At 40.3% G+C, this 20,527-nt stretch carries 17 protein-coding genes; 12 read left to right on the top strand and 5 right to left on the bottom strand.

Going from position 1 to position 20,527, the window contains the following annotated elements; translation table 11 throughout:
* Window position 1: 1 nt before the first annotated feature.
* Both BM107_RS20600 and BM107_RS20595 read left to right on the top strand, forming a co-directional pair.
* Entirely contained in the window at window positions 2-3,172 is a 3,171-nt protein-coding gene (locus BM107_RS20600) for an efflux RND transporter permease subunit (RefSeq protein ID WP_090986864.1), read from the top strand.
* A complete protein-coding gene (locus tag BM107_RS20595; protein ID WP_090986862.1) occupies window positions 3,165-4,598 on the top strand; it encodes a TolC family protein in 1,434 nt (477 codons plus the stop codon). The genes BM107_RS20600 and BM107_RS20595 overlap by 8 nt, the downstream gene beginning before the upstream one ends.
* On the opposite strand, the gene BM107_RS24545 is transcribed toward BM107_RS20595, so the two are convergent.
* Window positions 4,568-4,765, bottom strand: coding sequence for a hypothetical protein (locus tag BM107_RS24545; protein WP_139222316.1), 198 nt, complete (start codon window positions 4,763-4,765; stop codon window positions 4,568-4,570). The genes BM107_RS20595 and BM107_RS24545 overlap by 31 nt on opposite strands.
* Before the next feature lie 126 nt (window positions 4,766-4,891).
* Here BM107_RS24545 and BM107_RS20590 point away from each other — a divergent pair, with 126 nt between their 5' ends.
* The 3 genes from BM107_RS20590 to BM107_RS20580 all read left to right on the top strand — a co-directional run bounded on the left by BM107_RS20590 (window position 4,892) and on the right by BM107_RS20580 (window position 7,823).
* Window positions 4,892-5,722, top strand: coding sequence for an aldo/keto reductase (locus tag BM107_RS20590; RefSeq protein WP_090986859.1), 831 nt, complete (start codon window positions 4,892-4,894; stop codon window positions 5,720-5,722).
* Window positions 5,723-6,139: 417 nt separating this feature from the next.
* Complete coding sequence (locus BM107_RS20585) at window positions 6,140-6,601, top strand: VOC family protein (protein WP_244278874.1); 462 nt, start codon at window positions 6,140-6,142, stop codon at window positions 6,599-6,601.
* Between the two features lie 64 nt (window positions 6,602-6,665).
* Window positions 6,666-7,823, top strand: coding sequence for a serine hydrolase domain-containing protein (locus tag BM107_RS20580; RefSeq protein ID WP_090987006.1), 1,158 nt, complete (start codon window positions 6,666-6,668; stop codon window positions 7,821-7,823).
* On the opposite strand, the gene BM107_RS20575 is transcribed toward BM107_RS20580, so the two are convergent.
* Window positions 7,815-8,012 (bottom strand): hypothetical protein, encoded by a 198-nt coding sequence (locus BM107_RS20575; protein ID WP_090986857.1) that lies wholly within the window; start codon window positions 8,010-8,012, stop codon window positions 7,815-7,817. The two genes, BM107_RS20580 and BM107_RS20575, sit on opposite strands and share 9 nt — an antisense overlap.
* Before the next feature lie 7 nt (window positions 8,013-8,019).
* The gene (locus tag BM107_RS20570; RefSeq protein ID WP_090986855.1) at window positions 8,020-8,241 is read right to left on the bottom strand and encodes a DUF1877 family protein; all 222 of its coding nucleotides are present in this window, start codon (window positions 8,239-8,241) and stop codon (window positions 8,020-8,022) included.
* Window positions 8,242-8,518: 277 nt separating this feature from the next.
* On the opposite strand from BM107_RS20570, the gene BM107_RS20565 reads away from it, so the two are divergent.
* From BM107_RS20565 to BM107_RS20545, 5 genes are all read left to right on the top strand, one after another.
* The gene (locus BM107_RS20565; protein ID WP_090986853.1) at window positions 8,519-9,730 is read left to right on the top strand and encodes a glycosyltransferase family 87 protein; all 1,212 of its coding nucleotides are present in this window, start codon (window positions 8,519-8,521) and stop codon (window positions 9,728-9,730) included.
* 107 nt (window positions 9,731-9,837) lie between these two features.
* Window positions 9,838-10,011 carry a DUF3606 domain-containing protein gene (locus BM107_RS20560; RefSeq protein WP_090986851.1) on the top strand — a complete coding sequence of 58 codons (174 nt, stop codon included), beginning with the start codon at window positions 9,838-9,840 and terminating at the stop codon, window positions 10,009-10,011.
* A gap of 12 nt (window positions 10,012-10,023) precedes the next feature.
* The gene (ligD, locus tag BM107_RS20555) at window positions 10,024-12,720 is read left to right on the top strand and encodes a DNA ligase D (RefSeq protein ID WP_090986849.1); all 2,697 of its coding nucleotides are present in this window, start codon (window positions 10,024-10,026) and stop codon (window positions 12,718-12,720) included.
* A 48-nt stretch (window positions 12,721-12,768) separates the two neighbouring features.
* A complete protein-coding gene (locus BM107_RS20550) occupies window positions 12,769-13,065 on the top strand; it encodes a Dabb family protein (RefSeq protein WP_090986846.1) in 297 nt (98 codons plus the stop codon).
* Between the two features lie 282 nt (window positions 13,066-13,347).
* Window positions 13,348-14,223, top strand: coding sequence for a sugar phosphate isomerase/epimerase family protein (locus BM107_RS20545; protein ID WP_159435290.1), 876 nt, complete (start codon window positions 13,348-13,350; stop codon window positions 14,221-14,223).
* A gap of 137 nt (window positions 14,224-14,360) precedes the next feature.
* On the opposite strand, the gene BM107_RS20540 is transcribed toward BM107_RS20545, so the two are convergent.
* Both BM107_RS20540 and BM107_RS20535 read right to left on the bottom strand, forming a co-directional pair.
* Window positions 14,361-15,500 carry a sensor histidine kinase gene (locus tag BM107_RS20540; RefSeq protein WP_090986842.1) on the bottom strand — a complete coding sequence of 380 codons (1,140 nt, stop codon included), beginning with the start codon at window positions 15,498-15,500 and terminating at the stop codon, window positions 14,361-14,363.
* 236 nt (window positions 15,501-15,736) lie between these two features.
* A complete protein-coding gene (locus BM107_RS20535) occupies window positions 15,737-16,462 on the bottom strand; it encodes a LytR/AlgR family response regulator transcription factor (RefSeq protein ID WP_090986840.1) in 726 nt (241 codons plus the stop codon).
* Between the two features lie 436 nt (window positions 16,463-16,898).
* On the opposite strand from BM107_RS20535, the gene BM107_RS20530 reads away from it, so the two are divergent.
* Window positions 16,899-17,906: an LLM class flavin-dependent oxidoreductase gene (locus BM107_RS20530; RefSeq protein ID WP_090986838.1), complete on the top strand. Its 1,008-nt coding sequence runs from the start codon at window positions 16,899-16,901 to the stop codon at window positions 17,904-17,906.
* 1,787 nt (window positions 17,907-19,693) lie between these two features.
* Window positions 19,694-20,512 (top strand): hypothetical protein, encoded by an 819-nt coding sequence (locus tag BM107_RS20525; RefSeq protein ID WP_090986836.1) that lies wholly within the window; start codon window positions 19,694-19,696, stop codon window positions 20,510-20,512.
* Window positions 20,513-20,527: the final 15 nt, after the last annotated feature.

Genomic DNA, 20,527 nt, shown 5'->3' with positions numbered 1-20,527 from the left:
TATGTTTAGTAAATTCATACAAAGGCCAGTCCTTTCTATCGTAATATCACTGGTTATTGTGTTTTTAGGGGTGTTGGCCATTAGCTACCTGCCTGTTACACAGTTTCCAACCATATCTCCTCCCAAAGTGAACATCACTGCAGAATATCCGGGAGCGAATAATGAACTTTTAATTAAATCTGTCGTTATTCCGCTTGAGCGTGCGCTTAACGGTGTACCGGGCATGAAATACATTGCATCTGATGCGGGTAATGACGGCGAAGCCTCGATACAGGTGGTATTTAATTTAGGTACCGATCCCAATCAGGCTTCGCTTAACGTACAGAACCGTGTGGCTGCTGTAACCAACAAGCTGCCGCCCCTGGTTATCCGCGAGGGCGTAAAAATTACCCGCGAAGAGCCAAACATGCTGATGTATATCAACTTATACAGTAAAGATCCTAAAATGAATCAGAACTTTCTGTATAACTATGCCGATATCAACCTGCTTTCAGAACTTAAACGGGTAGATGGTGTAGGTTTTGCCGATATTTTGGGTGATAGGGATTATGCGATGCGGATCTGGTTAAAACCCGACCGTATGCAGGCTTATAAAATCTCGGTTGATGAAGTGATGAAAGCGCTTGACGAGCAAAGTTTAGAAGCTTCGCCTGGTAAAACAGGAGAGAGTTCAGGTAAACGTTCGCAGGCTTTCGAATATGTACTCAAATATTCAGGTCGTTTTAATACCAAAGAAGGCTACGAAAATATCGTGGTAAGGGCTACTCCTGATGGCGAGTTGCTCCGCTTAAAAGATATTGCCGATGTAGATTTTAGTGCTTCTGCTTATAACTTATATTCAACCTTAAATGGAAAAGCATCCGCTGCAATTGTTTTAAAACAATCATACGGCAGTAATGCCAGCCAGGTTATTAAAGATGTGAAGGCCAAAATGGCCGAAATCAAATCGGCATCCTTTCCAAAAGGTTTAGATTACGAGATCAGTTACGACGTTTCCAAATTCCTCGATGCATCTATCGAAAAGGTTATCCATACACTGGTTGAGGCCTTTATCCTGGTAGGTTTAGTGGTATTCTTATTTCTTGGCGACTGGCGGTCAACCCTTATTCCGGCTATTGCTGTACCGGTATCATTGATCGGAACATTTGTATTTATGCAGTTCTTTGGCATTACACTTAACCTGATTACCTTGTTTGCATTGGTACTCGCCATTGGGGTGGTAGTAGATGATGCCATTGTGGTAATTGAGGCGGTGCATGCGAAGATGGAGCATGACAGGCATCTTTCGGTGTTAAAAGCTACACAACAGGCCATGAAAGAGATCGGGGGTGCTATTATTGCCATTACCTTCTTAATGGCCTCGGTATTTATTCCGGTAGCGTTTATGTCTGGACCGGTGGGTATTTTCTATCGCCAGTTTTCCATTACCATGGCCACGGCCATTATCCTTTCAGGTATTGTAGCGTTAACACTTACACCTGCGTTGTGTGCCATTATGCTTAAAAACAATCATGGTACGGCAAAAAAGAAAACCTTAATTGATCGTTTTCTGGATGGCTTTAACCGGGGTTTTGGTAAATTATCAGGCAAATACGAATTTGTATTGAGCAGGGTGGTAAGCCGTAGGTTGTTAACCTTCGGGGTATTGGTAGCCTTTTGTTTCGGTGTTTGGGCATTAAGCGGAAGCGTGCCTTCAGGCTTTATTCCTAACGAAGACCAGGGAATGGTTTACGCCATTATTCAAACCCCTCCGGGATCGACTTTGGAACGTACCGATCAGATTGCCGAGAAACTGCAGAAAATGTGCGAAGATATTGACGGTGTTAAATCGGTTTCCTCTCTGGCCGGATACGAAATCCTGACCGAAGGTACAGGATCTAACTCAGGTACCTGTTTAATTAACCTTAAAGATTGGAGTGAGCGTAAACATTCTGCGCAGGAGATTATTGAAGAATTGGATGAGAAGTCAAAATCTATACCAGGTGCAACTATCGAATTTTTCCAGCCACCGGCAGTACCGGGTTATGGTGCTGCAGGCGGTTTCGAACTTCGCTTGCTGGATAAAGCAGGTAGCGGCGATTACAAAAAAATGGAAACCGTGGGCAATGATTTTGTACGCGAGCTGAACAAACGCAAAGAGCTATCGTCTGTATTTACTTTCTATAGTGCCAGTTTCCCTCAATATATGCTGGATGTGGATAACGATATTGCACAGCAAAAAGGCGTGAGTATTGATAACGCGATGAATACGCTATCTACTTTTGTCGGCAGTAACTACGAAACCAGCTTTATTAAATATGATCGCCAATATAAGGTAATTGTACAGGCTTTACCTCAATACAGGGCTTTACCAGAAGATATTTTAAAACTCTCGGTTAAAAACAGCCGAGATGAAATGGTACCTTTCTCGGCCTTTATTAAAATGCGCCGGGTTTATGGTCTGTCTGAAATTACGCGTCACAATATGTACAACGCCTCTGAGATCAGCGGACAGGCCGCACCGGGTTACAGTTCAGGCGAAGCCATCAAAGCCATTACCGAAGTAGCACAGAAAACCTTACCAAGGGGATTTGGTATCGATTGGGCAGGTATCTCTAAAGATGAGGTATCAAGAGGTAACGAAGCCATTTACATCTTCCTGATTTGTTTAGGTTTTGTTTACCTGGTATTGGCTGCACAATATGAAAGTTTCATCCTGCCACTTTCCGTAATCCTTTCTTTACCTGCTGGTATTTTTGGTGCATTCCTGTTCCTTAAGTTATTGGGTTTGGAAAACAATATCTACGCCCAGGTAGCCATGGTCATGTTAATTGGTTTACTTGGTAAAAATGCGGTATTGATTGTGGAATTTGCCACACAGCGCCAAAGCCAGGGGGCAAGCGTGCTTAAGGCGGCAATGGAAGGGGCAAGCGTGCGTTTCCGTCCGATTTTAATGACTTCGTTCGCCTTTATTGCCGGTCTGATTCCGTTGATGATTGCCACCGGTCCGGGTAAAATTGGTAACCGTACCATTGGTTCTGCCGCTGCCGGCGGTATGCTTTTCGGTACCATTTTCGGGGTAATCGTGATCCCTGGCTTATATTATATATTCGGATCAATTGCAGCAAAACACAAGCTGATCAAAATTGAGGAAGAACATCCGTTAACTGAAGAAATTGAGAATAATGTTTAAGAATAAATTATATAAAGGCCTTGGACTGGTGTTGATATGCGCTGCATATACCGCCTGTAAGCTGCCGGAAGTAGCCCAACGTGCCGAAAATAGAAATACCCCTGTGAGCTTTAACGGCTCGCAGGATACCCTGAGTTCTGCCAGTATACAATGGCGTAACTTTTTTACCGATCCCAATCTGATCAACCTGATTGATACGGCACTGAAGAATAACCAGGAGCTGAATATTACCCTTCAGGACATTGAAATAGCCAAAAATGAAATAAAGGCCAGAAAGGGCGAACTTTTGCCGAATGTAACCTATGGTGTAGGAGCAGGTTTGGATAAAGTTGGCCGTTATACCAGTTCAGGTGCGGGCGATGCTTCTACAGAAATTACACCGGGCAAAGGTGTGCCGGAAGTATTGCCTGATTATCGTTTTGGTTTACAAGCCAATTGGGAAGCCGATATCTGGCATAAACTGCGTAATTCTAAAAAAGCAGCCATTAATCATTACCTGTCTACGGTTGAAGGTAAGAATTTTGTAATCACCAATTTAATTGCTGAAGTCGCAAATTCATACTATGAATTACTGGCATCTGATAATCAGTTGGAAACCGTGAGAAAAAATATCGAACTTCAAAGCAATGCACTGGAGTTGATGAAAATTCAAAAGCAAGCCACGAGGGTAAACGAACTGGCTGTACGCAAATTTGAAGCAGAAGTATTGAGTTCTAAAAGTTTGGAATTTGATATTCAACAGGATATTATTGAAAACGAGAACAAAATTAATTTTCTGTTAGGCCGTTTCCCTCAGCCCATTATCAGGGATAAATCAAGCTTTACTGATCTGGTGCCGGCAACCGTACACACGGGTTTACCAGCGCAATTGCTGGCCAATCGCCCTGATATTAAACAAGCGGAGTATGAGCTTGCAGCGGCTAAATTGGATGTGAAAGTGGCTAAGGCCCAGTTTTATCCATCATTGGGAATTTCTGCGGCTATCGGTTATCAGGCTTTTAATCCTTCTTACTTACTGAGAACACCAGAATCCCTGATTTATTCGCTGGCAGGAGATCTGGCCGGACCGCTGATCAATAGAAACGCCATCAAGGCAGAATACGCTTCTGCAAATGCAAAGCAATTACAAGCTGTTTTTGATTATGAAAAAGCCATTTTAAACGGTTACATTGAAGTAGCCAACCAGATGTCGAAAATCAGCAACCTGCAAAAAAGCTACGATCTCAAATCCAAACAGGTTACCGCCCTTACACAATCCATCGATATTTCGAACGATTTGTTTAAAGCGGCACGAGCTGATTATTTTGAAGTATTGATGACCCAGCGTGATGCTTTGCAATCAAAATTGGAGCTAATTGAAACCAAAAAACAACAATTAAATGCTGTAGTAGATATTTACCAGGCACTTGGCGGCGGCTGGAAATAGGAAGCACCAGCATGGAAAACCATAAAGCATAGTAAAGTAATCCTTATATTCTGTAAGGCTGTTCCCCAATCCGGAGCAGCCTTTTTTTTTCTGGCCTTAGCTTCTCTTTCTGGTCTTAGCGTCCCGCTAACACCTTTTTTACTATCAGTGGTGTCAGATGTTACCATCTGACACGTATTAGTTTAGTGAGTACATTAGTTCCTCATTTATTTATCATAAAATTCGTTTGGAAAACAATGCGATTTACCTGTGGTTATCTTTATCGTAGAATTTATCATTATATCTGAAATAAAATGGGAAAAACAACATTTAAATTTGGCGGGTTAGAGGTTAACCGTTTAGGTTATGGCGCCATGCAGTTAACGGGTAACGGTGTTTTTGGAGAGGTGGCAGACCGCGAAAATGCAATAACCGTTTTGCGCGAAGCAGTAGCAAATGGCGTTAATTTTATTGATACTGCAGAAGCTTACGGGCCGAAGTTTAATGAATCGCTTATTGCAGATGCCTTATCACCTTTTCAAAAAGACCTTTTTATTGCTACCAAAGGTGGGTTCGACCGCCCAGGCCCTAATAAATGGGTACCTAATGGAACACCTGAAAAAATCAGACAGGATATTGAAGGCAGTTTGCAACGCTTAAAAGTAGATTCAATCGATTTATGGCAACTGCATCGCATTGATCCGAATATTGAGGTTGCCAAAACCCTGGCTCCGGTGGCCGAAGCGGTTAAGGAAGGTAAAATAAAACATGTGGGTTTGTCAGAAGTAACCATTGATCAGATTAAGCAGGTTCAGGATATTCTTCCTGTAGTTTCTGTTCAAAATTTATACAACCTTGGCAACAGGCAATGGGAGCGTGTTTTAGATTTTACGGCAGAACAAGGTCTGGCCTTTATCCCATGGTTCCCTTTAGCTTCTGGTCCGCATAAATTAGCAGATAAAATTAAAGCGATTGCCGAAAAACATAAAGCCACTACCGCTCAGATTGCTCTGGCCTGGTTGTTAAAAAGATCATCAAATATCCTTTTAATTCCCGGAACAAAATCTGTAGAACATTTAAAAGAAAACTTAAAAGCTGCAGAAATTGAATTGACTCAGGAAGAATTTGAAAGTTTGGCAAATTAACATTGTCATTCTCAGTGCAGCGACGAATCTTTTTTACTTTGTTAGAATGATCTGGTCTTAGCGTTTGATCTGGTCTTAGCATCTCGCTAAGACCTTTTTTTTCCGTGGTGTCTGCTGTTACCAGCTGACACTGATAAAACCCTTTCATTTGTAAAAAAGCCATGACGCAAGCACTTAAATTATTAATATTCTTTTCTGGTCTTAGCGTCTCGCTAAGACCTTTTTTATTAAAATGTTGCTTTCTGAGGAACAATTTATGATATAGAGATCAACCTAAGCGACAGGTTTTTTGCATCATATTTTTTCCGTGGTGTCTGCTGTTACCAGCTGACACTAATAAAACCTTTTCATTTGTAAATAAGCCATGACGCAAGCACTTAAATTACCAATATTCGCATTTAAGTGTGATATTTAGGCATGAAACAAATCATCCTGACCGCTGGCATGCTATTGTCTGTTATTTTTCAAAAAACCATGGCACAAAATAAAACCGAAAACACACCCGCTATTTTAAATCACATCGCTGTTTATGTGTCAGATCTGGGCAAAGCCACTACTTTTTACCAAAGTGTATTCAACCTTAAAATAATTCCTGAACCTTTTAAAGATAACCGGCATACCTGGTTTACTTTAGGACCCGCCGGACAGCTTCACCTGATACAGGGTGCAAAAGGCAATGAAACTTTCGACAAAAACGGGCACTTATGTTTCAGCGTTCCATCAATTGATGATTTTGTAAAAAAACTAAACGCCAAAAACATCAGCTTTGAAGATTGGGCCGGAAAAGAAAAAGGCATTACGCTTCGCGTTGATGGTGTAAAACAGATTTATTTTAAAGATCCGGATGGCCATTGGCTGGAAGTAAACGACGACAAATAATTTCCTGAAATACTTCAGAACTTTTTCTACTATACGGTCTATGTTCATCTTATCCTGCAAGCTTATGAAATTTAAATACTTTTATGCACTACTACTACTACTACTACTAATCGTTGGGTTAAGCTCAGCAGTTCAGGCACAGCAGGAAAAAGCTGAAGCAGATTTTAAATCGGTAATGGAAAAATACAATGCAGTTGGGGCTTCAGTGGCTGTGGTAAAAAATGGCCGGATAATTTATAACCACTCTTTCGGTTTAAAGGATCTGGAGCATCAGACCCCATTAAACAACCAGGATATTTTCAGAATTGCTTCCATTTCCAAGTCTTTTTCGGCAACTGCCATCATGCAGCTGGTAGAGGCAGGTAAAATTTCGCTTGATGATGATTTTGGAGAGCTGGTGGGTTTTAAAGTCAGGAACCCAAAATTTCCCGATCAGAAAATTACCTTAAAAATGGCATTATCACATACTTCCGGTTTAAACGATTCGCAGGGATATTTAAATTTAGATGTGATCAATCCTGATAAAAATCCAGACTGGGCCAAATGTTATAACGATTATGCCCCGGGAAGCAAATTTGATTATTGTAACCTTAACTTTAATATGATTGGTGCTGTTATCGAAAAAATATCTGGTGAACGCTTTGATAACTATATAAAACAACATATCATAAAGCCGTTGGATCTTTATGCAGGGTATTGTGTTGACTCTTTAGATAGTACACGTTTTGTAAAACTGTATGAATACCATCCTGATAGTAAAAGTTATACACTGTCATCAAATGCTTATGCGCCGAGGCGAACCGAGATTGCCAATTATGTAATGGGCTACACTACGCCTGTTTTTTCGCCAACCGGCGGAATGAAAATTTCTGCTCATGATTTGGCCAGATATATGATCATGCACATGAACTACGGAACATCAGATGGCGTGAAAATAATAAACAGAAAAAGTGCGAAAATAATGCAAACGGCGCTAAGTGCTGATGAGGGCTATGGTTTAGCCATCATGACTGCAGATGATTTGATACCGGGAGTTAAGCTAAAAGGGCATACCGGCTCAGCCTATGGTTTACACAGTACGATGTTTTTTAGTCCTAAACATAAATTTGGATTTGTGATCATTACCAATGGAATAAATGCGACTTATACAGACGGATTACCCGACTTTAGCCGTGCCGCTATAAACAGCCTGTACCAATCGTTCTTTAATCACCTAAAGTAAGTTAGACAATCCATTTTTATGAAAAAATACCGATAACGTTCTGATGCCGGCATTTGGATGGCTTAAGTTATTACCTTTAATTTTCCGGTTTAAAACACCTTTAACGGGTGGAAGATCAATCAGGTGCGTATATTCGGTAATGGTTTGCTCAACCGCTACCGTATTTTTGCTTTCATTTTTATTATTCATACATTGGTTATTGATTTACAAAACGTTGATAGGTACTTCCTGATTTAATTTTTTCCATCATGAAATGTTCCTTCAGTTTTGAAAACTCCATGCTGTGTAATGCTTTTACGGCTGATTTAAGCTTTTCAGTACTGATGCCTAATCTTGCGGCCCAGTAATTGCGATCCTGCTCATCTGCGATTTCGATAAATTCTTTCCTGGCATTCATCGAATTAACTTGATATTCCATGTCTATAAATTTTGGTTAGTAATCATCTATTTAAACAGGCAGAATTCCATTTGGTTTTAAAGTTTTGTCAGTAAATTCTCAGAAATATGGTATAAATAACAGGTTCTGTTTAAAATTATAGGTCAAACCACAATTGTTTCTACCAAAAAGCCAGATTTATTGCATCATTGCCAGTATAGTAATTTTTTTTGCGTTAAACCCGCATCACTTTCATTCATAAAACATTAGGTTTTGTCGATTTTCGTTTTTATAATTGTATTGTAATATATTTTTTACAATGCTAAATTATTTTCTAGCCACCAATCAAAGTTTGCCTTCAGGTCGTAAGTTCTATCAAGACAATCGTTTTGTGTTGTTTATCTGGGTGCTGATTACCCTTATTTTTGTAATAGATTCCTGGATAACACACCGTTACAACAATTATCTGATTTTCGAAAATACATTCAGAAACCTACTGCATGAGCGTTCACTCTATGCAAATTATCCGGCTTACCATGATGATTCCAATCATTATGGCCCTGTTTTTAGTGTGTTGATTGCTCCATTTGCCATTTTTCATAACTGGATAGGATTATTGTTATGGAACCTGTTTAATTGCTTCTTCCTTTTTAAGGCCGTGCAAACCTTGCCCTTAACCGAAGATCAAAAAATTGCTGTAGGTTATATCGCTATTCCCTGTTTAATAGAATCGATGCTCAATCAGCAGTTTAATGCCGGTGCGGGGGCATTAATGGTATTAAGTTATACCCTGCTCAATAAAGATAAAGGAATATGGTCTGCACTTTGTATCGTACTGGGTACCTTTATTAAATTGTACGGCATTGTGGGGCTGGTTTTTTTCTTTTTTTCGAGAAATAAGCTCTCTTTTGTGTTGTGGTTGCTTTTATGGTCGGTGGTTATATTTTTATTACCGATGCTTATCGCTTCACCAGGTTATGTGCTGCACAGTTATGTAGATTGGAAAAACTCTTTAATGAGTAAAAATATGGTAAACGTACTGGGAGGGGGGATTGATATTTCCATTATGGGTTTCTTCAGAGCACTTTTCAATGAAAAGAATATACCGAACTTTCTATTGCTGAGCCTCGGTGCTTTATTATTCAGTTTGCCTTTTATAAACCTGTCGCGTTTCAAAAAAAACCGCTTCCAGTTAATGATCCTGTCATCGGTTTTGATTTTTCCGGTATTGTTTAGCACAGGTGCAGAAGACTGCACTTTTATCATTTCAATTATCGGGGTAGGTGTATGGTATGTGAAAGAAAAGAATGAGGTGATGAAAAGGATACTACTACCCATTTTATTGTTAATTACCTGTAATTTCCCGCTGTTGTTATTCCCGGTCTTCGCAAAATCGCATCCGTTATCACTGGCAATCATCAGCTTTCCTTATTTTCTGGTTTGGTTGAGGATTATTTACAGTGCAACCTATAATAGTTTCTGGTATGCAGAAGAAACAGAACCTGAAATGGTTACTGCATTAGCAGATTAAATTTTAAATGTTTGTTTTTTTTAGGTTTTAACAGCTGTTTGCACAAACGGAGGTTAAAACCTTTTTTGTTATGGGGCTGTTTTATAATCATCTAATCAAGAACAGTTATGGATGATAAACAAAAAACAGGTAACCCTGATCGCGCAAGGATCAATGTTAATGAAGGTTATGAGCTGGATTATTGGTCTAACAAATTTGGTGTGAGCAAAGATAAACTCAAGGCCGCCGTAGAAACAGTGGGTACCGCTGCCAGTGCAGTTGAAGATTATTTGAAAAAGTAAAACCTTAATTCTATGAGTCTGAAAAAGTATGTTTCCAAACGCGATTTCTCCAAAACTACCGAACCGAAATCGGGTAAAAGCAGCGATCGGAATAAATTACATTTCGTCATTCAAAAACACGATGCTTCGAGGTTGCATTACGATTTCAGACTCGAAATGGAAGGCGTTTTAAAAAGCTGGGCGGTACCAAAGGGTCCTTCAACCGATCCTAAAATTAAACGCCTGGCCATGATGGTAGAAGATCACCCTTATGATTATAAAGATTTTGAGGGGATTATACCAGAGGGCGAATATGGCGGCGGAACCGTTATTGTATGGGATGAAGGTACTTATGAGCCGATAGAAGCCATTAAAGGCAAAAAAGCACAGGAAAAACATTTGCTGGGCCAGTTAAATGATGGTTCTTTAAAAATCAGGCTGAATGGAGAAAAACTTCAAGGCGAATTTGCACTTGTTAAAACAAATGGCATGGGCGAAAATGGCTGGTTATTGATCAAACATAAAGACGACTACGCTTCAACGAAAGATATTACCAAAGAAGATAAATCTGTGCTGTCTGGTAAAACGATCGAAAAGATGGAAAAAACATCAGATAAAGTTTGGAAAGCCGGAAAAGAGCAGGATTTGAAAACGGAAAAAAAAAGCCCGAAACTAAAGGTAAAGAAAGAAACTAAATCCGTTGGTGATGAAGTTACCGTAGATGTTAAAAGCATTCTGAAAAAGGCGCCGAAAACTGCTATCCCCACGGGCATAAAGCCCATGCTGGCCACGCTTGTTAATGAACCATTTGATGATCCTGACTGGCAGTACGAGGTAAAATGGGATGGTTACCGTGCCATGGCCTTTCTTAACAAGGGTAAGGTTGACCTGTTATCCAGAAATAATAAATCCTTTAATGAAAAATTTTATCCCATTTACGATCTGCTTTCAGACTGGAAACTGAATGCAGTTCTTGACGGCGAAATTTTGGTGTTGAATGATAAGGGCATATCTAATTTTGGTTCATTGCAGAACTGGAGAAGCGAGGCAGATGGCGAACTTGTTTTTTATGTGTTTGATATCCTGTGGTATGAAGGCAAAAACCTGATGGAGCTGCCACTTTATCAGCGCCAGGCCATATTAAACGAGATTTTACCCACAAATGATGACCGGATACGTTTAGGAAAAGTTTTTAAAGCAAGCGGCGTTGATTTTTTTGATGCGGCCGAAAGGATGGGCCTGGAGGGGATCATCGCAAAAAAAACAGACAGTACCTATAGCACAAATTACAGATCTAAAGAGTGGCTTAAAATTAAGGTACATAAAAGGCAGGAAGTGGTTATTGCAGGTTTTACCAAAAATGCCGATACCAGCAAATCTTTCAGTTCTTTGCTACTGGGCGTTTACGAGCAGGGAAAACTGCAGTATGTAGGCAAAGTGGGGACAGGATTTTCAGACAAGCTCCAAAAATCCATGATGGAGCAGTTTAAGCCGATTATTGTGGATCAGAGTCCTTTCGAAAGTATTCCTGATGTAAATAAACCCTCGCGTTTCAGGCCCAATCCGCCAAAGGCGAAAGCCACCTGGTTAAAACCCGAACTGGTATGCGAAGTTGCTTTTGCTGAAGTAACAGATGATGGGGTTTTCCGTCATCCTTCCTTTCAGGGCATGCGCGAAGATAAAAAAGCCAAAGATGTGGTCAGGGAGGTAGAAATGCCAACCGAAAAAGTAGTGGAAGATGCAGAGACCCAAAACCCACACGCAAAAGCAATTAAAGCACCCGAAGGCAAAGTACCGAAGACCTTGTTAAATCCAAAGGATGAAACCCAGGTAAGGAAAATTAAAGGGCATGAACTTAAATTTACCAACCTGAGTAAAATATACTGGCCCGAAGATAAGGTGACGAAAAGAGATATGTTTAATTATTATTACCAGGTTGCTGAATATATTTTGCCTTATCTGAAAGACCGCCCACAGTCGCTTAACCGTTTCCCTGGGGGTATACATGGAAAAAGTTTTTACCAGAAAGATGTAAAGGGGAAAGCACCTGACTGGGCCAAAACCTTCCCTTATGAAAATGGCGACGGTGAAAAAAAGGAATACCTGGTTGGAACAGATGAAGCCTCTTTGCTTTGGATGGCCAGTTTAGGCTGTATTGAGATGAATCCCTGGTTTAGCAGGGTACAAAGCCCCGATCATCCCGATTATTGTGTAATTGATTTAGACCCCGATAAACAATCTTTCGATCAGGTAGTGGAAACCGCGTTGGAAACCAAAAAGGTACTGGACGCGATTGATGTACCCAGTTATTGCAAAACATCAGGCTCAACCGGGATACATATTTATATTCCGTTAAATGCAAAATACAGTTACGATCAAAGCCAGATGTTTGCCAAAATAGTGGTGAACCTGGTACACCAGCAAATACCCGAATATACTTCCCTGGAGCGGATGATCAGTGCCAGAAAAGGCAAAATGTATCTCGATTTTTTACAGAACAGGCCAGGGGCAACCATTGCCGGACCTTATTCTTTACGCCCGAAAATTGGTGCAACGGTATCAATGCCTTTACATTGGGATGAAGTTAAGCCAGGTTTGAAAATGAAAGATTTTAATATTTTTAACGCCATTGATCGACTAAAGGTTGAAGGAGATCTTTTTAAAGGCGTTTTAGGCAAAGGAATAGATTTGATCAAGGCGGTAGAGAAAGCTAAAAGTGTTTTTGGATAAGCGTAGCTTCTTTAATGCTTTCCTTTATATTTGGTAAAAAATTTAAAGATGATCGCACACCACGTTTTATTCTGGCTAAAAGCCGATACCACCGATGAGCAGAAAGTTGCTTTTCGCAACAGCTTACAAACATTGGAAAATATTGAAGTAGTAAAAAGTTTTTATGTCGGTGTACCGGCACCCATTGAACGTGCTGTTGTAGATACCACTTACACCTTTAGCCTGCTTATATTATTTGAAGACCTGGCAGCACATGATGTTTACCAGGTTCATCCATTGCATAAAGCTTTCCTGGATGAGTTCAGGATTTACTTTGAAAAGGTTGTAATTTACGACGCAGCATAAACCTCCGTCGGGCTGTACAATAGGTTAGATATAACACTAATCTGTAAGGTTTACCGCTCAAGGCAGGTAACCGAAGTGCCGTTAAAATATTAAAACGGCACTTTCATAAATTAATGGTTATGATTATGTAGGTTATGGCTTTTTCACCCTCAGGGCCACATATCAATAATATCTGTATCGTATTTGCTTACTGCAGTTTAATCGCCAGGCTTTAAAATGTGTTTCAAAAACTCAAAAAAAGCCAGATTTTTTCTAACCCATGTTCTGAATAATATGAGAAGTATGAAATCCAGTTACCCAATTTTTTTAATAGGCCTGATTTTTACCATCTGCTGTAGTTTCATGCCGGATAAGCAAGATTATCCCCGTTTAGGTATCGTATCCGGTTTAGCACAGGATAGTTTAGCTTATGTTTCAGGTTTTAAAATGATTGGCGAATCAGTTCCGAAAATGCTTTCGCCTCAGTTAACTGATGAGCAGTTCAATGCTAATCTCGAAAAAATCAAGGCAGCAAAATGTAAAGTGTTAAGCTGTAATCTTTTCTTTCCATCAAATATTAAAATTGCCGGACCTGATGTAGATGAAGCGAAAGTTTTAAGATATACCGAAACGGTGCTTTCAAGAGCCGGGCGGGCAGGGGTTAAGTTTATTGTTTTAGGAAGCTCGGGTGCCAGGACTATTCCTGCTGATTACAATATGGTGAAGGCAAAAACAGATTTTATTGGTTTATGTAAAAAGCTGGCCAAAATTGCAGGCAGATATGAGGTTACAATTTTGTTAGAAAACCTGGAAACTACCGAAACAAATTTCATCACCTCGTTAAAATCGGCAGCTGAGGTGGTAAGAAAAGTTAACCACCCAAATTTCAGATTAAATGCTGATATATTTCATATGATGCGTGAGAGCGAGGCTCCTGATGAAATTATCAAGGCCGGTAAATGGATTGGATTTGCAGAAGTTGCTGAAAAAGAAAAAAGGTCGCTGCCTGGTGTAATGGGCGATGATTTTAAACCTTATTTAAGGGCTTTGCACCAGATAAAATATAAAGGATATATTTTTATCGAAGGCAACATCAAAAATGCAGCTACTGAAATACCAGTTGCCTTTACATATCTTTCAGCACAGATTGCAGCCGTATATGCAGAGCCTAAACCTTGATGATTGAACCAGATTTTTGTAAAGCAGCTTCACCAGAAAAATGAAAGCTCCAGTTACCAGGCTATTTAGCAACGATAGTTAGTTTTCGTTACCATGCAGGTATGGCCGTTAATTGTATTTAATAAACTCTTGAATAATTAAACAGTAATAGCCTGTTCAGCTTTCATAAGTTTAGGGGCCATGTTTAGTGCTGATAAAGAAATACTGATGTTTACCTGATAAAAACCTTCTTCATCAATTCCGGCAGTCATTTCGGCATCCTGATGGTACGCATAGTTTAAACGGTTACGGATATTATCCATACCGGAGCCAAAGCCTACTTTACTTTTTACCAATCTGGGTAAATTACGGCCTTCGATGTGTAGCTTACCATCAATAGTATAAACAGCTATACTGGCCTTATTTTCTACATCGCTTAGGTTTCCATGTTTAAACATATTTTCCAGAATGGTGAGCAAAACCAGTGGAATTATCTTAATTTCATCAAGATCGGGTCCGCTGGCCATTTCAATATAAATTGCACCCTGTGTAATGTGATGCAAACCAATCAGGTTTTCGCACTGTGAAATTTCTTCACTTAAATATACAAAACCTTCATTATGTTGAGTATTGGCAGCAAAACGCATCATATCAGAAAGGTAGAGCATTACTTTTGCATCTTCCGGAGAGTAGGTGCTCAGCTTTTGGTGTACAAACTCAAAGGTATTAAAAAGCAAATGCGGGTTAATCTGTGCTTTCATAAATGCGTTTTTAGACATGGCCAATTCCTTTTCCATTTTCTCTTTCTCAAGAAGCATCTGAAAACGCTGTTTCTCGATCCGGGATTTTTCGGTTTTTTCTTTAATAAACCGTTTCAAGAAATAATAACCTGTAGAAAAAAGAAGAAAAAATGAACCTCTGTAAAGTACCTTGCTTATTCTAACCTTAAGACTTGGCAGTTCTCCGGGCAAAATATTGGTGTAGTTATTTAGCAAAATGTCTACGCCGGTAACTGTGCCTAAATAAATCAGAATGGTTGATACAACAACTACCGGAACTTTCCATAATGCACCATTAGGAAATGTGGTTGCTTTATCCAGCAGTAGAGCATAAGTATAAAATAAGGTGATATTAAGGGTATAGTGAATAGCATAATTACCAAATGTACCTAACTGGCCAAGAAAGTAAATCACCATCACAGTCTCCCAAAAGATAAATGCTGTCCAAACAATGATGTGTATACGATAAGTATTCAGCCATTTTTGCAGCATAGTCACGCTCCGTTTTAATCTATCCATAAAGGCATATTTACTATTTGTGTAACAACTAAAGTTATAGGGTGCACCCGCCGCTAGTTTTCGAAAAAAAACAATTATGAAAACTCAAAAACTAGCTAAAAGAACACTTTTTGTATTTAAAAAAAAACTGTGCAGAAACATCAATAGACCAACATCCAGTTCTGAACCCACTACTACAACGTTTACTACACTTACTGGTCTAAATTAAAATCAATAAACGTTTTCATCAGTAGCCGTCATTTCTTACGGCTGCTGATAATTAACCTTTCTGAAATAAAACTTTTAAATTCATGGTGATAAATGTCGCCAACGGTAAAGCTAATGTGGTTATTCATGGTAATCCTGTTGCCATCTATATGCAAAATTTTATCAATGGCTACAATATAACCACGGTGTAACTGTATAAAACCTTTTTTAATGCTAAGCTGTTCGCGAACATCTTTTAAGCTTAAGTAAGCAATAATTACTTTGCTTACGGTATGTAGTTTAATATAATTGTGAAAGCTTTCAAAAGCGATAATATCCTCATATTTCACCATTACCGCACGGTGTTCTTCTTCCTTATTTTTAACCAGAAAATAGTCTTCATTGGCTCCGCCCGTCATTTCATGCCCAAAAAGCCTGGTAATGGTTGTTGCAAATTTAGCATAGCTATATGGTTTAAGCAAATACGCATCTCCGGCAGCCTCAAAAGCATCAAAAGCATATTGCTGATGAGAAGTGGTAAAGATGAGTTTTCTGGTTCTGAAGCGGATAGCTTTGGCCAGTTCGAGCCCTGAAATCTGGGGCATTTCCACATCCATAAAAATTACATCAACTGTTTCTGAGCTGGCTAACTCTCTTAAAGCAGTAATGGGATCTGTAAATTGCTGCACTAGCCGCATGTTTGGTGTATCTTCTATATATTTTTGCAGCCCTGCTAAGGAACTGTACTGGTCATCTATGGCTATGCACTTAATCATCTTCAAAATATCTGGTTCTCTTATAACGAAATTACGCCTTTTTGTAACGAAAAACGTACTATCTGTACGCAATAATTTAAAGTTTCTCCTTTGTTTATTAATTTAACTAAAATATTTGTCAATTAAGTTCAATTGATGCGGGCAATAGCCATAATCCATAAAATACTCTACAATATTGGTGTTTATAGCAACTAATTGATTTGCTATCAATATAATAAGTTTAATCAACTTAAGAGCGCCTGCCCATCTGTTTTGTTACCAGAATATACAAACTCCTACAGTGCTGTAACGGGTAATGTCTGATTCTTTTTTGTTTTTTGCATAGATCCTCTTGTGCTATTGCCGGTTGTGTTGGCTAAGCGTCATAAGTATTCATTTAAGGCAGACTTGGTTTTATTAAGGATATTTTTGCAATACAGATTTATCTTTTTAGTTTATGGCTGATCACTTATTGAAAAATATACCTTATTCCGTTCTCGATCTTGCAACCGTTTTAGATGGTTCTACTGCTTCAGATACCTTTAAAACCAGTTTAGATTTAGCAAAACAGTCTGAAGCTTTGGGTTATACGCGTTACTGGTTTGCCGAACACCATAATATGGCCGGCGTGGCCAGTTCGGCGCCGGTGGTATTGATTGGTTATATTGCGGGTAATACCACCCGCATACGGGTAGGCTCAGGAGGCATTATGCTGCCTAACCATGCGCCCTTAATAGTGGCCGAACAATTTGGAACATTGGCTTCGTTATATCCTCACCGCATTGACCTCGGTTTGGGCAGGGCGCCCGGCACCGATCAGGTTACGGCAATGGCCATCCGTGGCGAAAATTTTAATGCCGTTCATAGTTTCCCCAGGGATATTGAAAAATTACAGCAATTCTTTTCTGCCGGTAATAACCGGGCGGGGGTAAGGGCCATACCTGGCGAAGGATTGGATATTCCGATCTGGATTTTGGGTTCAAGCACCGATAGCGCCCGTTTGGCAGCAGAAAAAGGACTTCCGTATGCTTTTGCCAGCCATTTTGCCCCAACGTATTTCGAACAGGCCGTTTCCATTTACAAGAATAATTTTAAACCGTCACCGTTTTTGAGCGAGCCTTATGTAATGGCTTGTGTAAACGTGGTTGCTGCCGATACCGATGAGGAAGCAGAACGTTTATCGAGTTCGGTAAAAAGGATGTTCCTTGGCGTAATCACCGGTAAAAGAGAAATGCTCAAACCAGCGGTTGATGATATCAATATGTATTGGGACCGTATGGAAAAGGAAGCGGTTGAGCAGATGTTATACTACTCTTTTATTGGCAGCGCCAAAACCATTCAGGAAAATTTAACAGCTTTTGTAGCAAAGTATGGTGTAAACGAGATCATGAGTACCTCGCATATTTACGATCATCAGGCAAAGTTGCGTTCGAATGAAATTTTTGCAGGGTTGTTTAAAGGTTAAGGTAATATTTGAAACGATGAGGGGAACTCCCCTCCTGATTCAGGAGGGGTGGGGGTGGTTATGAAACAGAATTTATTCTGCTCGCCTTTTGTTGGCTTGTCTCATTGTTTTTCCGTCATCCTTGAGTGCAAGATTTTTTAATGCCTTTATCGCGAAAAATCCGTCATCTCGACCGCAGTGGAGAGATCTTTTAAGATCGCTCAAACATTTCTCCGTTTCATTGCGTTCCAGTCGGAATCAAGACCGGTTATTAACAAGAAAATCTGCGAGGCCGGGTGGCAGGGCGCATACAGCATGAAGTATAAACATTATCCATGGATCAATTACTTTGAAACTTTGAGGGGAACTCCCCTCCTGATTCAGGAGGGGTAGGGGTGGTTATGAATGGAATTCTCTTCTAGTCCGTTCCGCCAACTTAGGCTTGCCTCGGCTCACCGCCGCCGAAGGGCTCTTACTTTTTTCATTGTTTGTATATGTTTTTATCTGTCTTCAAGCTTGCTTCTCAGGTTTCTTGATAAAAAGGTAACAAACCTGAGCACAGCGAAGGCATGCCTGCCATTAAAAACAACAAACACAAAGGCATAACTGAAAGGCTTGCATCGTTTTTTATGAGATAATGTTGTTTTTATCGGTATAAAAGATTGCTGCGCAATTACTTGTAAAAAGCTACGGAAATCTTTATTGTGGCAGCATCGAGGCTCTTACCCTTTGCTTATCCCCACTGCTCTCGCTTTGATCCTGCCTTAGCTTGTGGGGTTATGTGGGGGGTAACTGCAAAGCTTTCCGTGCTTTTTCCGGCGGAAATCTGCGAGGCCGGATCGCAGGGTGTATAAGATAGTTTCTAATATGGTATTTGTTCCATCAATAAATCCGTCATTTCGACCGTAGTGGAGAAATCTTTTAAGTTAGGTTAATAGTACATTCTTTGCCATGGCTCTGGCTTGCCTCGGTTAGCCACCGAAGGGCTCTTACCTTTTTCTTGATAAAAAGGTAACCAACCTGAGCGCAGCGAAAGCATGCCTGCCCTAAAAAACAACAACAGAAAAGGCATAACTGAAAGGCTTGCATCGTTTTTTATGAGATAATGTTGTTTTTATCGGTATAAAAGATTGCTGCGCAATTCCTTGTAAAAAGCTACGGAAATCTCTATTGTGGCAGCATCAAGGCTCTTAGCCCTGGCTTTGTCCCACCGCTCTCGCTTTGATCCTGGCTTGGGCTGTGGGTTATGAAGGGGTAACTGCAAAGCTTTCCGTGCTTTTTCCGGCGGAAATCTGCGAGGCCGGATAGCAGGGTGCAGACAGCATGGTATATACGATAGTTTCTAAGATGGTTTTGTTACATCAATAAATCCGTCATCAATAATCCGTCATCTCGACCGCAGTGGAGAGATCTTTGAACCTGCATCAAAACGATGAGTAACACTTCAGGAGGGGCTGGAGAGGTTTGCCCACTTTCCCGGCCTGTTCCCACGCAGCTATAGACCGAAATAACCCTAAAATAAGTTTCTCGTTACCTTTTATTTAGTTAATGTTGAATCGCCAAACGAAAACGATGCAAACCTTTGCTATCGTTCATCTATAACTTGGCGCTGTTTCAACTAAAGCAAGTCCGAAGCAGTAGGCAAGTTAGTGTACAGCAGGGGATAAGCAAGCCTGGCCGGAAGGTGGGGTAAACGTGGTGTAAATGTGGGGTGAAGGTGGACTTTAGAATATTTTTTTTGGGATATTTAAATCAGATTGATTAAATTGAGTGATCATCCCTTTTGTTTAACCTAAAATACTAAAATTATGGCTAACCAGAATGGAATTATTAAAATTAACGGACAACTCGGCGATCTCGTTTTTTACAAACGCGGAAATACAGATGTGGTCAGACAAAAAGCTGCCCACAAACAGCAAACCGAAGCGAGCAAAAAAAGCAGTCGCGATTTTGGCAGCGCCAGCAGAAATGCGGCTTACATCCGCAAGGCATTTGCTCCACTGGTTAAACTTTATGCCTATGGCGATCTTGTTAACCGCCTGAACAAACGTTTTATCGAAATCTTTAAAACCATCCCTGCCGAACACGCCGGAAATAGAAGGTTGATGGATGGTAACATCGCCCTGCTTAAAGGTTTCGAATTTAACGCCGGCAAGCCCCTTGAGCAGTTATGGCTGAACGAAACCGATTTGCGCATCGAACCTGGTGGATTAGTAAAACTGATGCTGCCTAAGTGCGAAACAAAAAAGCTTCTGAAACCACATCCTAAGGCGACTGAAGCCCGGTTGCAGCTCATGGGTTTTCATTTCCACCTGGATGATAACGGCGGCTACGAAATAATGGAAGTAAATGATCTGGTGATCCCTTTACATCAAACCCATTTTCCGAAAACAAGCTTAGCCTTGAAGCTCGATCACCAGGGCGACAAAGCGTTGATTTTTGCCATGGGCATTTCTTTTTTTTCAGGCAGCGCACGCTATGCCGACCGGCGTTATTATGCGGCTAAAATTATCCAAGCCCTGCATGTAAAGGATGGTGTAATCGTCAATTTTGTGGCGCAACCTCAAGTGCACAGCGAGGTAGTGGAGCAGGGGGATAGGCTAAGCTGGGTGGTGGAGGAAGAGTGAGTTTGCTGTTATTTA

This window comes from Pedobacter suwonensis (genome assembly GCF_900111825.1).
Classification (GTDB): Bacteria; Bacteroidota; Bacteroidia; order Sphingobacteriales; family Sphingobacteriaceae; genus Pedobacter; species Pedobacter suwonensis.
This window is presented reverse-complemented; position numbering and strand designations above follow the sequence as displayed.

Excerpts from the sequence above, each read along its gene's own strand:
- BM107_RS20600 (WP_090986864.1), top strand. The coding sequence starts at position 2 with ATGTTTAGTAAATTCATACAAAGGCCAGTCCTTTCTATCGTAATATCA.
- BM107_RS20595 (WP_090986862.1), top strand. The coding sequence starts at position 3,165 with ATGTTTAAGAATAAATTATATAAAGGCCTTGGACTGGTGTTGATATGC.
- BM107_RS24545 (WP_139222316.1), bottom strand. The coding sequence starts at position 4,765 with ATGGTAACATCTGACACCACTGATAGTAAAAAAGGTGTTAGCGGGACG.
- BM107_RS20590 (WP_090986859.1), top strand. The coding sequence starts at position 4,892 with ATGGGAAAAACAACATTTAAATTTGGCGGGTTAGAGGTTAACCGTTTA.
- BM107_RS20585 (WP_244278874.1), top strand. The coding sequence starts at position 6,140 with ATGAAACAAATCATCCTGACCGCTGGCATGCTATTGTCTGTTATTTTT.
- BM107_RS20580 (WP_090987006.1), top strand. The coding sequence starts at position 6,666 with ATGAAATTTAAATACTTTTATGCACTACTACTACTACTACTACTAATC.
- BM107_RS20575 (WP_090986857.1), bottom strand. The coding sequence starts at position 8,012 with ATGAATAATAAAAATGAAAGCAAAAATACGGTAGCGGTTGAGCAAACC.
- BM107_RS20570 (WP_090986855.1), bottom strand. The coding sequence starts at position 8,241 with ATGGAATATCAAGTTAATTCGATGAATGCCAGGAAAGAATTTATCGAA.
- BM107_RS20565 (WP_090986853.1), top strand. The coding sequence starts at position 8,519 with ATGCTAAATTATTTTCTAGCCACCAATCAAAGTTTGCCTTCAGGTCGT.
- BM107_RS20560 (WP_090986851.1), top strand. The coding sequence starts at position 9,838 with ATGGATGATAAACAAAAAACAGGTAACCCTGATCGCGCAAGGATCAAT.
- ligD (WP_090986849.1), top strand. The coding sequence starts at position 10,024 with ATGAGTCTGAAAAAGTATGTTTCCAAACGCGATTTCTCCAAAACTACC.
- BM107_RS20550 (WP_090986846.1), top strand. The coding sequence starts at position 12,769 with ATGATCGCACACCACGTTTTATTCTGGCTAAAAGCCGATACCACCGAT.
- BM107_RS20545 (WP_159435290.1), top strand. The coding sequence starts at position 13,348 with ATGAAATCCAGTTACCCAATTTTTTTAATAGGCCTGATTTTTACCATC.
- BM107_RS20540 (WP_090986842.1), bottom strand. The coding sequence starts at position 15,500 with ATGGATAGATTAAAACGGAGCGTGACTATGCTGCAAAAATGGCTGAAT.
- BM107_RS20535 (WP_090986840.1), bottom strand. The coding sequence starts at position 16,462 with ATGATTAAGTGCATAGCCATAGATGACCAGTACAGTTCCTTAGCAGGG.
- BM107_RS20530 (WP_090986838.1), top strand. The coding sequence starts at position 16,899 with ATGGCTGATCACTTATTGAAAAATATACCTTATTCCGTTCTCGATCTT.
- BM107_RS20525 (WP_090986836.1), top strand. The coding sequence starts at position 19,694 with ATGGCTAACCAGAATGGAATTATTAAAATTAACGGACAACTCGGCGAT.